Here is a 14,580-nt window from a genome sequence, read left to right on the forward strand (position 1 = left end):
CTTCTTCAGCTACCGCACCAACGAAAGGCCCTCCCCATGGAAGTCGCTGCCGTCTTTTTCGTGATTGTCGTCATCTTCATCATCCAGTCCGTCAAGGTCGTGCCCCAGCAGAACGCCTGGGTCAAGGAGCGCCTGGGCAAGTACGCGGGCACGCTCACGCCCGGGCTGAACTTTCTGATTCCCTTCATCGAGCGCGTGGCCTACAAACACAGCCTGAAGGAAATTCCGCTGGACGTTCCCAGCCAGGTCTGCATCACGCGCGACAACACGCAATTGCAGGTGGACGGCATCCTGTACTTCCAGGTGACCGACCCCATGCGCGCCAGCTACGGCTCCAGCAACTACATCATGGCCGTCACGCAACTGGCGCAAACCTCGCTGCGCAGTGTGATCGGCAAGCTGGAGCTCGACAAGACCTTCGAGGAGCGCGACATGATCAACGCCCAGGTGGTGTCGGCCATCGACGAAGCCGCGCTCAACTGGGGCGTCAAGGTACTGCGCTACGAGATCAAGGACCTGACGCCACCCGCCGAAATCCTGCGTTCCATGCAGGCCCAGATCACGGCCGAGCGCGAAAAGCGCGCACTGATTGCTGCCTCGGAAGGCCGCCGACAAGAACAGATCAACATCGCCACCGGTGAGCGTGAGGCCTTCATCGCCCGCTCGGAAGGCGAAAAGCAGGCTGTCATCAACAACGCCCAAGGCGAGGCCGAGTCCATCAAGGCCGTGGCCGAGGCCACCGCCCAGGCCATCGAACGCGTGGCCGCAGCCATCCGCCAACCCGGTGGCGAACAAGCCGTGCAGCTCAAGGTCGCCGAAAAGGCCGTGGATGCCTACGGCAAAGTGGCCGCAGACGCCACCACCACCCTCATCGTGCCGAGCAATATGACCGAGGTGTCTGCGCTGATCGGGTCGGCCATGAAGATGGTGCAAACACAGAAAACCTCCTGAACCAGACCCGCGCGCCGAGTGGGCGATGACACCACCGTGCCCTGCTCCATGTAATGCTGGTGCAAGGCCGAACCGAATGATCGGAACCCATGCTCTTTTCCGATACGCTGCGGCGCTGGGCCGCTGAAGACCTGCTGGTGCAGAACGCCGCATACCGGCGCAACCTGCAGGTGCTCGGTGTGGCCTCCTGGGCCGTGGTGGCCCTGAACCTGCTGCATGTACTGGTCTTTGCGCTGCTGCGTTTTGATGATGCTCAACGCAGCACCTGGGCAAGCCAGATCACTGCAGCCCATGGAGCCATGGCCGTCGTCATGTCCGCAACAGGGCTGCTCACACGGTACGCACTGAAAAATGCGGCTCCACGGCTGGCACTCAAGTTCCTGCCGGAAGGCGTTTCCGTGCTGATCCTGGCCTGGGCGGTAGCACTGACCCTGATGGACCAGGCCATCAGTACGAACATCAATGCCTTCATCAATGCAGCGGTGGGCATCTCCATCGTGTTCCTGCTGCGCCCGCTTTCGACGCTGGTGATCCTGGCGCTCGGATGGTGCGCATTGGCCTTGGCACTGGGCTGGACCACAGACAACGCGGCGCTGCTCGCCACCAACCGCATGAATGCCGCCTCAGCCAGCGCCCTGTCCCTGCTTGTGAGCATCCTGCTGTGGCGACGCTATGTTCAGGCAGAACTGCTGCAGCGGGCGCTGGAGGAATCCAACCAGCAACTGGAACGCCAACGCGCTGAACTGGAGACCCTGGCGACACGGGACCCCCTGACCGGCCTGTTCAACCGCAGAGAGTTTGTTCGGCTGGCAGAGGAAGAACTGGCACGCGCCCGGCGCAACCACAGTGCGTTGTCGCTTCTGATGATCGATCTCGACCACTTCAAGACCATCAACGACAGATTTGGTCACCCCGCCGGGGACGATGTGCTACGGAACGTGGCGGAGTTGATGACACATGCCGTGCGCCAGACCGACCGAATCGCCCGCTTTGGCGGTGAAGAGTTCATGTTGCTCCTGCCAGACACCTCTGCCGCAGACGCCCTGCACCTGGCCAACAAGCTGCGGCACAAGCTGGCCGACACACCCATTGCCAGCATTGGAGCCCCTGTCACAGCAAGCATGGGCCTCGCCTGCATGCCCGCAGGCAAGACCCTTGCGCTGGACACCCTCTTGCGCCAGACCGACCGCGCTCTGTACCAGGCCAAGCACATGGGGCGCAACAGAACCGTGGTAGCCCCCTTGGAACTGGAGACACTGGCGTCAGCGCACCATCCATCGACGACCCACAAGACCAACACGCCCGCACCTTGAGCGATCTGCCTCGACGGCGCAGGCGCCCGATCCAAAAGATTTTTCCCCTTGCCCTCACTTTCCAAGGAATCGCCTCCATCATCGGCTACAATGGAGGGCTTAGGAGAGGTGGATGAGCGGTTTAAGTCGCACGCCTGGAAAGCGTGTGTGGGCTAATCCCCACCGCGGGTTCGAATCCCGCCCTCTCCGCCAATAAGCAAGCAAAAAAGCGCCTCTCGGGGCGCTTTTTTGCTTTGTATGCCATGCCTTTGGCGCATCACACCCCTCTTTGGGCCACCACATCAGACATGCGCCTGGACCCACATCCCAACTGACCAAGCGCTCGAAGCCCGCCCCCCCCCGCCAAATGCAGTTGCACTGAAGTGCCAATCCTTTGATAGCTGAAATGACAAAGGGCCTGAGATTTCTCTCAGGCCCTTGCATGCAAACGCAAATTGGTGGGTGATACATGGATCGAACATGTGACCCCTGCCGTGTGAAGGCAGTGCTCTACCGCTGAGCTAATCACCCATTGGCACTGCTCGAAGTGAGCAATGCCACGAAACGCTGGTGGGTGATACATGGATCGAACATGTGACCCCTGCCGTGTGAAGGCAGTGCTCTACCGCTGAGCTAATCACCCATTGGCACTGCTCGAAGTGAGCAATGCCACGAAACGCTGGTGGGTGATACATGGATCGAACATGTGACCCCTGCCGTGTGAAGGCAGTGCTCTACCGCTGAGCTAATCACCCGTTGTCGTTGCGACAGCCCGCTATTATGGCACAGCTTTCAGGCGGTTTGCAGCTTGCGCCACACTGTTTTGCCTTTGCTCTCCTTGTCGAGCTGCGCCAGCAGGGCTTCGTGCGCTGCCAGCTCCTGATCGTTGGCCTGCAGCACGGGCAGATGCAGACCACTCAGGTCGATGCTGGCCGCCCTGGGGCCGCCGCCTGTGTCGCCGGCATCGTCGGCGATGAGCAGCGCGTCCTGCCCACGCGTGAGGCAGATGTACACATCGGCGAGCAGCTCGGCATCAAGCAGTGCGCCATGCAAGGTGCGGGCCGAGTTGTCCACGCCCAGGCGGTCGCACAGTGCATCGAGCGAGTTGCGCTTGCCGGGGAACATTTCCTTGGCCAGCGCCAGCGTATCGACAATGCCCGCCACATGGCTGGCCAGTGGGGGCAGATTCAGCCGCTCCAGCTCCTTGTTGATGAAGCCGACGTCGAACGCAGCGTTGTGGATGATGATTTCCGCATCGCGCATGAAGTCCAGAATCTGGTCGGCCACTTCCGCGAACTTGGGCTTGTCGCTGAGGAACTCGGTGGTCAGGCCGTGCACGCGCAGGGCGCCCTCTTCGCTCTCGCGCTCCGGGTTGATGTACAGGTGCAGCCTTCGCCCGGTGAGCTTGCGGTGCAGCAACTCCACGCACCCTATCTCCAGGATGCGGTCGCCGTTCTCGGCCGACAGGCCCGTGGTTTCCGTATCGAAGACAACCTGCCGCGCCATCAGTGGTTTTCCTTGGCGTGGTTGATGGTGTACTTGGGGATCTCGATGGTCACGTTCTGCTGCGCCAGGATGGCCTGGCACGACAGGCGCGATTGCGGCTCCAGGCCCCAGGCGCGATCGAGCAAGTCTTCTTCCTCTTCTTCCGCCTCGTTGAGCGAGGCATAGCCCTCACGCACGATCACGTGGCAGGTGGTGCAGGCGCAGCTCATGTCGCATGCGTGCTCGATGGCGATGTGGTTGTCGAGCAAAGCCTCGCAGATGGAGGTTCCGGCCGGAGCGGTGATTTCAGCGCCCTGGGGGCAGTACTCGGCGTGGGGCAGGATTCTGATGACGGGCATGGCGCGTGGAACGATCAAGTTTTTTTTACAGGGTCCGCACATTCTGGCCCGCCAGGGCCTTGCGGATGCCGCGGTTCATGCGCTGCGCGGCAAAGGCCTCGGTGCCCTTGGCCAGGGCCTGGGTTGCGGCCTCCAGGGCCGGGGCGTCGGCCACTGCAGCTTGCAGGCGCAAGGCTTGCATGAGCGCATCGATATGGGTGCGTTCGTCGTCGCTGAGCAGGTCGCCATCGGCGTCCAGCGCGCTTTGCGTGGCCAGCAGCATGCGGTCGGCCTCCACGCGCGCCTCGGCCAGCGCTCGGGCCTGGATGTCTTGCTGGGCGGTGGCAAAGCTCTCTTGCAGCATGCGGGCGATCTGCTCGTCGCTCAGGCCGTAGCTGGGCTTGACGTCCACACGCGCTTCCACACCACTGGTCTGCTCCTTTGCGCTCACGTTGAGCAAGCCGTCGGCATCGATGGTGAAGGTGACTCGGATGCGCGCTGCACCGGCTGCCATGGGAGGAATGCCGCGCAGCTCAAAGCGGGCCAGACTGCGGCAGTCCTGCACCAGGTCGCGCTCGCCCTGCAGCACATGGATGGCCATGGCGGTCTGCCCGTCCTTGTAGGTGGTGAAGTCCTGTGCCTTGGCCGTGGGAATGGTTTCGTTGCGCGAGACGATGCGCTCCACCAGCCCGCCCATGGTTTCTATGCCCAGCGACAGCGGGATCACGTCCAGCAGCAGCAAGTCGCCATTGGCATTGTTGCCCGCCAACTGGTTGGCCTGGATGGCAGCGCCCAAGGCCACTACCTCGTCGGGATTGAGGTTGATCAGCGGCTCGCGGCCAAAGAACTGCGCCACCGCCTGGCGCACCTGCGGCATGCGTGTGGAGCCGCCCACCATGACCACACCTTGCACTTCGTCGGGCTGCAGGCCGGCGTCGCGCAAGGTGCGGCGTATCGCGGCCATGGAGCGCGCGGTCAACGGTGCCGTCACTGCTTCAAAATCTGATTTTTTAACATTAAATTGAACGCTAGCGCCCACCAATTCTGCGCTGAACGCTACTATTTCAGCAGCACTCAAGGCTTCCTTGCAGGCGCGTGCGGCCGCACGCACAGCGGCCTTGTCGGCCGCAGACTGCACCTGCACGCCCTGCTGGGCCAGCACCCATTGCGCGAGCGCGGCATCGTAGTCGTCACCGCCCAGGGCGGAGTCACCCCCGGTGGCGAGCACCTCGAACACGCCCTGCGCGAGCCGCAGGATGGAAATGTCGAACGTGCCTCCACCCAGGTCGTACACGGCGTAAATGCCTTCGCTGGCGTTGTCCAGCCCGTAGGCTATGGCCGCTGCCGTGGGCTCATTGATGAGACGCAGCAGGTTCAGGCCCGCAAGTTGTGCGGCGTCCTTGGTGGCCTGGCGCTGGGCATCGTCAAAGTAGGCCGGCACGGTGATGACCGCGCCGTACAGGTCTTCGTTGAAGGTATCTTCGGCGCGCTGGCGCAGCTTGGCCAGGATTTCTGCGCTGACTTCCACAGGCGACTTGATGCCGTCCGCCGTGGCGATGCCCACCATGCCGCCGTGCTCGGAATCCACCAAGGCGTAGGGCAATTGCTGCGCACCGGAGATGTCGCCTCGCCCCCGCCCCATCAGGCGTTTGGCCGATGCAATGGTGTTGGCTGCGTCCTGCTCCTGCAATTGCACAGCACTGTGACCGATCTGCCGCCCGCCTCCGGCAAGGTACCGCACCACCGAGGGCAACAGCACCCGGCCCTCTTCGTCGGGCAGGCATTCGGCCATGCCATGGCGCACGGCAGCGACCAGCGAGTGCGTGGTGCCCAGGTCTATGCCCACGGCAATGCGACGCTGGTGGGGATCGGCCGATTGGCCGGGTTCGGAAATCTGCAGCAGCGCCATGAGTGCTTGGTAATTCTGTGAAAAGCCGCTGCACTGGTCAGATGGCAGTCGGCGGATGGATGCGGGCGCTATTGTCCCAGTTGTTCCAGGCGGCGATCGATGTCGCGCGCAAAACGCTCGATGAACATCAGCGCCCGCACCTGGGCTGCGGCCGCAGCGTAGTCCTGCGCACCGTCCAGCAGTTCGCCGCAGCGTGCCAGGGCCTGCTGGCGGGCCGCACGCACCTGGGCATCCAGGGCGTCGATGTCGCTCGCGCCTTGCGCCTCGTCCAGCGCTTCGCGCCACTCCATCTGCTGCATCAGAAAGGCGGCAGGCATGGCAGTGTTGTCCTCGGCACCAATGGGGGCACCGCCCAGTTCGCACAGATAGGCAGCGCGCTTGAGCGGGTCCTTGAGGCGCTGGTAGGCTTCGTTGATGCGCACTGACCACTGCATGGCCACGCGCTGCGCCGCCGTGCCATGCTGGGCGTGGCGATCGGGGTGCGCCTGGCGCTGCAGATCCTTCCAGCGCGCATCAATGTCGGCCCGCTCCTGCGCAAAGCGCCGGGGCAGGCCAAACAGCGTGAAATCGTCCGACTGCAGGTTCACATCAAAGCCCGCAGCCGCTCAGACCCGGAAGCTCTCGCCGCAGCCGCAGCGGTCGCGCTCGTTGGGGTTGCTGAAGCGAAAGCCCTCGTTCAAGCCTTCGCGGACGAAGTCGAGTTCCGTGCCGTCGATGTAGGCCAGGCTCTTGGGGTCGATCAGCAGTTTGACGCCATGCTGCTCAAAAACGATGTCTCCGGGCTCGGCTTCGTCCACATACTCGAGCTTGTAGGCCAGGCCCGAGCAGCCGCTGGTCTTGACACCCAAGCGCACGCCCAGTCCCTTGCCCCTGCGCGACAGGTAACGGCTGACATGCCGGGCTGCCGCTTCAGTCATTGTGATGGCCATGGTGTCTCATGCCGCCGTGGTGCTGGCGTGTTTGGTGCGGTAGTCGTTGACAGCTGCCTTGATGGCGTCTTCGGCCAGGATGGAGCAGTGGATCTTGACCGGCGGAAGCGCCAGCTCTTCAGCGATCTGGCTGTTCTTGAGCGCCGCGGCCTCGTCCAGCGTCTTGCCCTTGACCCATTCGGTCACCAGCGACGACGAGGCGATGGCCGAGCCACATCCGTAGGTCTTGAAGCGCGCGTCCTCGATCACGCCCGTCTCGGGGTTGACCTTGATCTGCAGCTTCATCACGTCGCCGCAGGCAGGCGCACCGACCATGCCGGTGCCCACGCTGTCGTCGCCCTTGTCGAACGAGCCCACATTGCGCGGGTGCTCGTAATGGTCAATCACTTTTTCGGAGTAAGCCATGGTGTTTACCTCATCGATGGGTTGCGGTGGGGTGCGGCCTCAATGGGCAGCCCACTGGATGGAATTGAGATCCACGCCGTCCTGGTACATCTCCCACAGGGGGCTCAACTCGCGCAGCTTGGCCACGTTCTCGCGGATGGTGGCAATCGCGTAGTCGATCTCTTCCTCGGTGGTGAAACGGCCAATGGTCATGCGCAGGCTGCTGTGGGCAAGCTCGTCGCTGCGGCCCAGGGCGCGCAGCACATAGCTGGGCTCCAGACTGGCCGAGGTGCAGGCAGAACCCGAGGACACCGCCAGGCCCTTGATGCCCATGATCAGCGACTCGCCCTCAACGTAGTTGAAGCTCATGTTCAGGTTGTGCGGCACGCGACGCGTCAGGTCGCCATTGACGAACACCTGCTCGAGGTCGCTCAGCCCGTCCAGCAGGCGCTTTTGCAGCGCACGGGCCTTGGCCAGGTCTTGCGCCATTTCCTCGCGCGCCAGGCGGAAGGCCTCGCCCATGCCCACGATCTGGTGGGTGGGCAGCGTGCCCGAACGCATGCCGCGCTCATGGCCACCACCGTGCATTTGTGCCTCCAGGCGCACGCGCGGCTTGCGGCGCACGTACAAGGCACCAATGCCCTTGGGCCCGTAGGTCTTGTGCGAGGCCAGGCTCATCAAATCGACAGGCAGGGTCTTGAGGTCAATCTCCACCTTGCCGGTGGCCTGGGCTGCGTCCACGTGGAGGAGGACGCCCTTCTCACGGCACATCGCGCCGATGGCGGGAATGTCCTGGATCACGCCGATCTCGTTGTTCACGAACATGACGCTGACCAGAATCGTGTCCGGACGCAGGGCCGCCTTGAAGGCATCCAGGTCAAGCAGACCGTTTTCCTGCACTTCGAGGTAGGTGACCTCAAAACCTTGGCGCTCCATCTCGCGCATGGTGTCGAGCACAGCCTTGTGCTCGGTCTTGACGGTGACGAGGTGCTTGCCCTTGCCTTGGTAGAAATGGCCCGCGCCCTTGATGGCGAGGTTGTTGGATTCGGTGGCGCCGCTGGTCCAGACGATCTCGCGCGGGTCGGCGCCGATCAGGTCGGCCACCTGGGTGCGAGCCTTCTCGACGGCCTCCTCCGCCTCCCAGCCCCAGGCGTGGCTGCGCGATGCGGGGTTGCCGAAATGCTCGCGCAACCAGGGGATCATGGCGTCCGCTACGCGCGGATCGACCGGCGTGGTAGCGCCATAGTCAAGATAGATGGGAAAGTGCGGTGTCATGTCCATGGCTGGCTCAGTGTGGGGTTCTGGCTGGCAATTCTCGACGCTAGTGCAGTCTGCCGCAGGCAAAGGCACGCACGACCCTGATGGCCGTGGGGGCCTTCACCCGGCCTGCACGTCAATCAGGATTTGGCGAAAACGTTGCCCAGGGCAAACACGGAATTGGGCGCGTTGACGCGGATGGGTTTGACCACCGGCGTGGTGGAGATGGCACGGCGCGCTGCCGGCTTGTCTTCCACCTGCAGGCCGCGGGCCAGTTGGTCGTCCACCAGCTTTTGCAACGTGACAGAGTCCAAAAACTCGACCACACGCTGGTTGAGGGTGGCCCACAGGTCGTGGGTCATGCAGCGGCTGCCATCGCCACCGCAGTTTTCCTTGCCGCCGCACTGGGTGGCGTCAATGGGCTCATCGACCGAGACGATGATGTCGGCAATGGTGATTTCAGCCGCCTTGCGCGCCAAGGTGTAGCCGCCCCCCGGGCCCCGGGTGGACTCGACCAGTTCATGGCGGCGCAGCTTGCCAAAGAGCTGTTCCAGGTACGACAGCGAAATGCGCTGGCGTTGGCTGATGGCGGCCAGGGTGACAGGCCCATTGTTCTGGCGCAGGGCCAGGTCGATCATGGCGGTGACCGCAAAACGGCCTTTGGTGGTGAGACGCATCGCAAGCTCCTTGTTGTGTGGCTTGTTGGTTCATGAATTGCCCGCAAGGTTCATGGCCTGCAGGTCCCGTCTCCGCCCTTTTTTCTGCCCCGCCCCGCGGATTGGCAGACCCTTCATTTGCGTGGGTTTTGTTCTGTTTGTGTGGCAAATTGTACCAGATTCCAGATTATTTTTGTCGGGTAAGTAAACTCTTTGGTCGCAATTCGCCGCAAAAGTTGCAATGACCTGTTATTCCTCAGCAAGCCTGGGGACATTGTCCTGCCCATGGGCACCAAAAGCCTGGTCCTTGAGGCGCGCCAACTGGTCGCGCACGCGCGCCGCCTGCTCGAATTCGAGATTGCGCGCATGCTCCAGCATCTGTTTTTCCAGGCGCTTGATCTCGCGGGCAATGTCTTTCTCGGACATGTCCTCCACGCGCGCGCGCTGCAACGCCTCCTGCTCCAGGCGCTCGGCGTCCTTGCCGGCCTTCTCGCTGTACACCCCATCGATCAGGTCGCGCACCTGCTTGACGATGCTGCGCGGTGTGATGCCATGCTCGGCGTTGAAGGCAATCTGCCTGGCGCGCCGGCGCTCGGTTTCGCCGATGGCACGCGCCATGGAGTCGGTCACCCGGTCGGCGTACAGAATCGCCTTGCCTGAGAGGTTGCGCGCCGCGCGGCCGATGGTCTGGATCAGGCTGCGTTCGGAGCGCAAAAAGCCTTCCTTGTCCGCATCCAGAATGGCCACCAGCGACACCTCGGGGATGTCCAGGCCCTCGCGCAGCAGGTTGATGCCCACCAGCACGTCGAAGGCTCCCAGGCGCAGGTCGCGGATGATTTCCACGCGCTCCACCGTGTCCACATCGGAATGCAGGTAGCGCACCTTCACACCGTTGTCGGTGAGGTAGTCGGTGAGCTGCTCGGCCATGCGCTTGGTCAGCGTGGTCACAAGCACGCGCTCGCGCCGCTCGCTGCGAATGCGGATCTCCTGCAGCACATCGTCCACCTGATGGGCGGCAGGGCGCACCTCCACCTCGGGGTCCACCAGGCCCGTGGGCCGCACCACTTGCTCCACCACCTGGCCTGCGTGCTGCTTCTCGTAGTCGGCCGGCGTGGCCGAGACGAACACCACCTGGCGCATGCGCTGCTCGAACTCCTCGAACTTGAGCGGCCGGTTGTCCAGCGCGCTGGGCAGCCGAAAGCCGTATTCCACCAGCGTGGTCTTGCGCTGGCGGTCGCCGTTGTACATGGCGTTGAGCTGGCCAATCATCTGGTGGCTCTCGTCCAGGAACATGATCGCATCGCGTGGCAAATAGTCGGTCAGCGTGCTGGGTGCTTCGCCCGGCTGGCTGCCCGACAGGTGGCGCGAGTAGTTCTCGATGCCCTTGCAGTGCCCCACTTCGCTGAGCATCTCCAGGTCGAAGCGCGTGCGCTGCTCCAGGCGCTGCGCCTCCACGAGCTTGCCGTCGGCCAGCAGTTGCTTCAGTCTCTCTGCCAGCTCGGCCTTGATGGATTCGACCGCCAGCAGCACCTGATCGCGCGGCGTGACGTAGTGGCTGCTGGGGTACACGGTGAAGCGCGGAATGCTCTGGCGCACGCGGCCCGTCAGCGGGTCAAACAGTTGCAGGCTCTCGATCTCGTCGTCGAACAATTCGATGCGCAGGGCCAGCTCGGAGTGTTCGGCAGGGAACACGTCGATGGTGTCGCCGCGCACGCGGAAATTGCCGCGCGCAAAGTCCATGTCGTTGCGCTGGTACTGCATGCGCACGAGCTGTGCAATGGCATCGCGCTGGCCCAGCTTGTCGCCCGCGCGCAGTGTCATCACCATGCGGTGGTAGCTCTCGGGCTTGCCAATGCCGTAGATGGCCGACACCGTGGCCACGATCACCACGTCGCGGCGCTCCAGCAGGCTTTTGGTGCACGACAGGCGCATCTGCTCGATGTGCTCGTTGACGGCGCTGTCCTTCTCGATGAACAGGTCGCGCTGCGGCACATAGGCCTCGGGCTGGTAATAGTCGTAATAGCTTACGAAGTATTCCACCGCGTTCTTCGGAAAGAATTCGCGGAACTCGCTGTAGAGCTGGGCCGCCAGCGTCTTGTTGGGCGCGAACACGATGGCCGGGCGCCCCAGGCGGGCGATCACATTGGCCATGGTGAAGGTCTTGCCCGAGCCGGTCACGCCCAGCAGGGTCTGGAACACCTCGCCCTCGATCACGCCCTCCACCAATTGATCGATGGCGCCGGGCTGGTCGCCCGCAGGCGGGTACGGCTGGTACAGCTCGAAAGGCGAGCCGGGAAACTGGACAAACTGCCCCTTGGCGGGCTCGGCGGGAGTCTCTTGCGTGGACATGGTGCGATACGACCTGCGCGGGCCGCTAAAATCTCGGGTTAACCCCAAAGCCTACCGCAGCCGGGGTTTGCCCGCCACCTCCACCCTCCAAGGACACTTTCCATGTCTCTGTTCTCCGCCGTCGAAATGGCCCCCCGCGACCCCATCCTGGGTCTCAACGAGCAATACAACGCCGACACCAACCCCAACAAGGTCAACCTGGGCGTGGGCGTGTACTTCGACGACAACGGCAAGCTGCCGCTGCTGGCCTGCGTGCAAGCCGCCGAAAAAGCCCTGATGGACAAGGCCGCGCCACGCGGCTACCTGCCCATCGACGGCATTGCGGCCTACGACAACGCCGTCAAGGCCCTGGTGTTCGGCGCCGACTCCGACGTGGTGAAGTCGGGCTGCGTGTCCACGGTACAGGCCATTGGCGGTACCGGCGGCCTCAAGATCGGCGCCGACTTCCTCAAGAAAATCAGCCCCCAGGCCAAGGTGCTGATCTCCGACCCGAGCTGGGAAAACCACCGCGCCATCTTCCAGAACGCAGGCTTTGAGGTGGGCAGCTACCGCTACTACGACGCCGCCACGCGCTCGGTCAACTTCGACGGCATGCTGGCCGACCTGAACGCCGCAGCGCCCGGCACCATCGTCGTGCTGCACGCCTGCTGCCACAACCCCACGGGCTACGACCTGACGGCTGCGCAGTGGGACCAGGTGATCGCCGCCGTCAAGGCCAAGGGCCTGACCGCATTCCTGGACATGGCCTACCAGGGCTTTGGCCATGGCATCCAGGAAGACGGCGCCGTGGTCGGCAAGTTCGTGGCCGCCGGTCTCAACATCTTTGTCTCGACCTCGTTCTCCAAGAGCTTCAGCCTGTACGGCGAGCGCGTGGGCGCCCTGTCGGTGGTGGCATCGAACAAGGAAGAAGCCGACCGCGTGCTGAGCCAGCTCAAGGTCGTGATCCGCACCAACTACTCCAACCCTCCCACGCACGGCGGCGCCGTGGTGGCCGCGGTGCTGGGCAACCCCGAACTGCGCGCCCTGTGGGAAAAGGAACTGGGCGAGATGCGCGTGCGCATCAAGGCCATGCGTCAGAAGCTAGTGGATGGCCTCAAGGCCGTCGGCGTGCAGCAGGACATGTCCTTCATCACCACCCAGATCGGCATGTTCAGCTACTCGGGCCTGTCCAAGGACCAGATGGTGCGCCTGCGCAGCGAGTTCGGCGTGTACGGCACCGACACCGGCCGCATGTGCGTGGCCGCGCTCAACAGCAAGAACATCGACTACGTCTGCCAGGCCATTGCCAAGGTGGTGTAACACGGCCACCCAGCGCTACCATGGCGCCAACCCCGAGCCGCCTGCGGGCGGCTTTTTTTTGAGCAAAATTCGGCTCCAGCGCCCGTCCATCAAGCGCTAGTAGCTATTATATTTATAGCGATCATGCCCCACACTGCTGCCCACCCCACGCCCCTGCAAGGCTCCCGCGTCCTGAGCCTGGCGCTCAACCTGCCCGGCCCTGCCGCCCTGCTGCGCTGCGCGCGCATGGGCGCCGAGTGCACCAAGCTGGAGCCGCCCCCTGCGCCGGGCCATGCCAGCGCCGACCCCATGGGCATCTACAGCCCCACCGCCTATGCCGACTTGCACCAAGGCGTGCGCGTGCTGCACGCCCACCTCAAGACCGACGAAGGCCAGGCGGCACTGCACGCGGAACTGGCGCGCACCGATGTGCTGATCACGTCCTTCCGCCCCTCGGCCCTGGCCAAGCTGGGGCTGGGCTGGGAAGCGCTGCAGGCGCGCTACCCGCGGCTGTCGCTGGTACGCATCGTCGGTGCGCTGGGCGAGCGTGCCGAAGAACCCGGCCACGACCTCACCTACCAGGCCGAAGCCGGGTTGCTGGCGACAGGACTGCAGGTGCCGCCCACCCTGTTTGCCGACATGGCGGGCGCACTGGTGGCCAGCGAGGCTGTGCTGCAGGCCCTGCTGGCGCGCAGCCAGCAAGGTGCTGGGGTGTGCATCGAAGTGGGCCTGGCCGAGGCCGCACAGTGGCTGGCCCTGCCGCTGCACTGGGGCCTGACCACCCCGCAGGGCGACGTGGGCGGCGCCCACGCGGGCTACCGCATCTACCCCTGCCAGGATGGCCGCGTGGCTGTGGCCGCGCTGGAGCCGCACTTCGCCGCCCGCATGTGCGCCGCTGCGGGCCTGGCGGCGCAGGGGGACGCTGAGCATTTGCGCCATCCAGCGACCCACGAAGCCATCGCCCGCTTCCTGCAAGGCCAGACCCGCGCCCAGCTCGATGCCCTGGCCCGCGCCCAGGACATCCCGCTGCATGTGCTGGACTGAACGCCCTTCCATGCAAGGCACCGTTCGGCGCTGGGATGTCGGCAAAGGCTTCGGGTTCATCCAGGCCGCACACAGCAGCAACGTGTTCTTCCACGTCCGCGACTACCGTGGCAACACCCCACCCGTGGTGGGCATGGAAGTGGAGTACGAGGAAATCCAGGTCGGCGGCAAGGGGCCGCGTGCCATGCAGGTACGCCCCCGGTCCGCCCCAGGCGTGGCGGCGCCCCGCCGTCCCCACCCACCACCCAGCTCAAAGAGCACGCCTGTGCGTCGCCCACAGCACAGTGCACCTGCAGGCACCAGCTGGGCCATGGCGTTGATGCTGGCATGGGTCGCTTTGCTGGCTTGGGGTGGCTGGACTCAGCGTCTGCCGCTGGGCTTGCTGGGCATCCTCGCCGTGCTGAATGGGGTGACCTTTGTCGCCTACGCCGTTGACAAAAGCGCAGCACAGCGGGGGGCCTGGCGCACCTCAGAGCAGACCCTGCACCTGCTGGCCCTGCTGGGTGGTTGGCCCGCAGCATGGTGGGCACAACAATGGATGCGCCACAAATCCAGCAAGGCGTCGTTCCGCATGGTGTATTGGTGCACCGTGCTGCTGCACAGCGCAGCACTGGGCGCTATCGTGTGGCAGCCCGGATGGCTCCCTTTTTCAGGCCTCCACTGAGCAGCAGACACACGTACCGCCATTCAGGCATCACGCCCCGCGGC

General features: G+C 64.1%; 14 protein-coding genes and 4 tRNA genes. 6 read left to right on the plus strand and 12 right to left on the minus strand.

Annotation, left to right across the window (positions count from 1 at the left end; genetic code table 11):
- Positions 1 to 36 precede the first annotated feature (36 nt).
- The 3 genes from MJ602_RS10195 (at position 37) to MJ602_RS10205 (ending at position 2,456) form a co-directional block, all read left to right on the plus strand.
- Positions 37 to 951, plus strand: coding sequence for an SPFH domain-containing protein (locus MJ602_RS10195; protein WP_243020746.1), 915 nt, complete (start codon positions 37 to 39; stop codon positions 949 to 951).
- A gap of 89 nt (positions 952 to 1,040) precedes the next feature.
- On the plus strand, positions 1,041 to 2,264 hold the full coding sequence (locus tag MJ602_RS10200; protein ID WP_243020747.1) for a GGDEF domain-containing protein: 1,224 nt from the start codon (positions 1,041 to 1,043) through the stop codon (positions 2,262 to 2,264).
- A 102-nt stretch (positions 2,265 to 2,366) separates the two neighbouring features.
- Positions 2,367 to 2,456: transfer RNA gene (locus MJ602_RS10205), tRNA-Ser, on the plus strand.
- A 243-nt stretch (positions 2,457 to 2,699) separates the two neighbouring features.
- Here the strand turns inward: MJ602_RS10205 and MJ602_RS10210 are convergent.
- From MJ602_RS10210 to uvrB, 12 genes are all read right to left on the minus strand, one after another.
- Positions 2,700 to 2,774 (minus strand) — tRNA-Val (locus tag MJ602_RS10210).
- Between the two features lie 37 nt (positions 2,775 to 2,811).
- A tRNA-Val gene (locus tag MJ602_RS10215) sits at positions 2,812 to 2,886 on the minus strand.
- Positions 2,887 to 2,923: 37 nt separating this feature from the next.
- Positions 2,924 to 2,998, minus strand: a tRNA-Val gene (locus tag MJ602_RS10220).
- 37 nt (positions 2,999 to 3,035) lie between these two features.
- Positions 3,036 to 3,749, minus strand: coding sequence for a DNA polymerase III subunit epsilon (dnaQ, locus tag MJ602_RS10225; protein ID WP_162016067.1), 714 nt, complete (start codon positions 3,747 to 3,749; stop codon positions 3,036 to 3,038).
- Positions 3,749 to 4,087, minus strand: a complete 339-nt coding sequence (fdx, locus tag MJ602_RS10230; RefSeq protein WP_243020748.1) for an ISC system 2Fe-2S type ferredoxin — start codon at positions 4,085 to 4,087, stop codon at positions 3,749 to 3,751. The genes dnaQ and fdx overlap by 1 nt, the downstream gene beginning before the upstream one ends.
- Before the next feature lie 25 nt (positions 4,088 to 4,112).
- Entirely contained in the window at positions 4,113 to 5,975 is a 1,863-nt protein-coding gene (gene hscA / locus MJ602_RS10235; protein ID WP_243020749.1) for a Fe-S protein assembly chaperone HscA, read from the minus strand.
- A 68-nt stretch (positions 5,976 to 6,043) separates the two neighbouring features.
- Positions 6,044 to 6,562 carry a Fe-S protein assembly co-chaperone HscB gene (hscB, locus tag MJ602_RS10240; protein ID WP_162016064.1) on the minus strand — a complete coding sequence of 173 codons (519 nt, stop codon included), beginning with the start codon at positions 6,560 to 6,562 and terminating at the stop codon, positions 6,044 to 6,046.
- 18 nt (positions 6,563 to 6,580) lie between these two features.
- Positions 6,581 to 6,904, minus strand: coding sequence for an iron-sulfur cluster assembly protein IscA (gene iscA, locus MJ602_RS10245; protein ID WP_162016063.1), 324 nt, complete (start codon positions 6,902 to 6,904; stop codon positions 6,581 to 6,583).
- A gap of 6 nt (positions 6,905 to 6,910) precedes the next feature.
- A complete protein-coding gene (iscU, locus tag MJ602_RS10250; RefSeq protein WP_162016062.1) occupies positions 6,911 to 7,309 on the minus strand; it encodes a Fe-S cluster assembly scaffold IscU in 399 nt (132 codons plus the stop codon).
- Positions 7,310 to 7,348: 39 nt separating this feature from the next.
- Positions 7,349 to 8,569, minus strand: coding sequence for an IscS subfamily cysteine desulfurase (locus MJ602_RS10255; protein WP_243020750.1), 1,221 nt, complete (start codon positions 8,567 to 8,569; stop codon positions 7,349 to 7,351).
- 116 nt (positions 8,570 to 8,685) lie between these two features.
- Complete coding sequence (gene iscR / locus MJ602_RS10260) at positions 8,686 to 9,222, minus strand: Fe-S cluster assembly transcriptional regulator IscR (protein ID WP_162016060.1); 537 nt, start codon at positions 9,220 to 9,222, stop codon at positions 8,686 to 8,688.
- 228 nt (positions 9,223 to 9,450) lie between these two features.
- The gene (uvrB, locus tag MJ602_RS10265) at positions 9,451 to 11,550 is read right to left on the minus strand and encodes an excinuclease ABC subunit UvrB (protein WP_243020751.1); all 2,100 of its coding nucleotides are present in this window, start codon (positions 11,548 to 11,550) and stop codon (positions 9,451 to 9,453) included.
- Between the two features lie 102 nt (positions 11,551 to 11,652).
- Between uvrB and MJ602_RS10270 the strand changes: the two genes are divergently transcribed.
- From MJ602_RS10270 to MJ602_RS10280, 3 genes are all read left to right on the plus strand, one after another.
- The gene (locus tag MJ602_RS10270; protein ID WP_243020752.1) at positions 11,653 to 12,849 is read left to right on the plus strand and encodes an amino acid aminotransferase; all 1,197 of its coding nucleotides are present in this window, start codon (positions 11,653 to 11,655) and stop codon (positions 12,847 to 12,849) included.
- A 123-nt stretch (positions 12,850 to 12,972) separates the two neighbouring features.
- Positions 12,973 to 13,872: a CoA transferase gene (locus tag MJ602_RS10275; RefSeq protein ID WP_243020753.1), complete on the plus strand. Its 900-nt coding sequence runs from the start codon at positions 12,973 to 12,975 to the stop codon at positions 13,870 to 13,872.
- Between the two features lie 10 nt (positions 13,873 to 13,882).
- A complete protein-coding gene (locus tag MJ602_RS10280) occupies positions 13,883 to 14,536 on the plus strand; it encodes a DUF1294 domain-containing protein (RefSeq protein WP_243020754.1) in 654 nt (217 codons plus the stop codon).
- The last annotated feature ends 44 nt before the right edge of the window (positions 14,537 to 14,580 follow it).

It is taken from the genome of Simplicispira sedimenti, from assembly GCF_022760965.1.
GTDB lineage: Bacteria > Pseudomonadota > Gammaproteobacteria > Burkholderiales > Burkholderiaceae_C > Simplicispira > Simplicispira sedimenti.